The sequence below is a fragment of the Altererythrobacter chaiwopuensis genome (assembly GCF_054957755.1).
In genome coordinates, this window is record NZ_JBTXJG010000009.1 from 1 (window position 1) to 282 (window position 282).

Consider the following 282-nt stretch of genomic DNA (forward strand, 5'->3'; position numbering starts at 1 on the left):
GGGTACGCCGGTGTTCGACGGCGCCCGCGAAGCTGACGTTTCGGCCATGCTTGAAAAGGCCAACCTGCCGACTTCGTGGCCAAACGCCGTGACGCATCGGGCGAGCAATGGCTTTCGGCAGGGGGCAGGGGGTTCCAGCTTGACGCGGCATCTCCGCTGGCACGCGCCGAATGGCTGGCTGCGATCCCCTTCGTGGAGATTTGCTGAGGAACTTCTCCGAACAGGTCTTCTTCCAGCCCCTGGTCGGAGGGCCGGTCGCTCTGGCCGGAAAGCAGCGCGTCC

1 protein-coding gene is annotated in these 282 nt (G+C 65.6%); it reads left to right on the top strand.

Features of this window, described 5'->3' with window-relative positions:
• The first annotated feature begins 75 nt into the window (after window positions 1-75).
• The gene (locus tag ACX2DJ_RS12985; RefSeq protein ID WP_462573163.1) at window positions 76-207 is read left to right on the top strand and encodes a hypothetical protein; all 132 of its coding nucleotides are present in this window, start codon (window positions 76-78) and stop codon (window positions 205-207) included.
• Window positions 208-282: the final 75 nt, after the last annotated feature.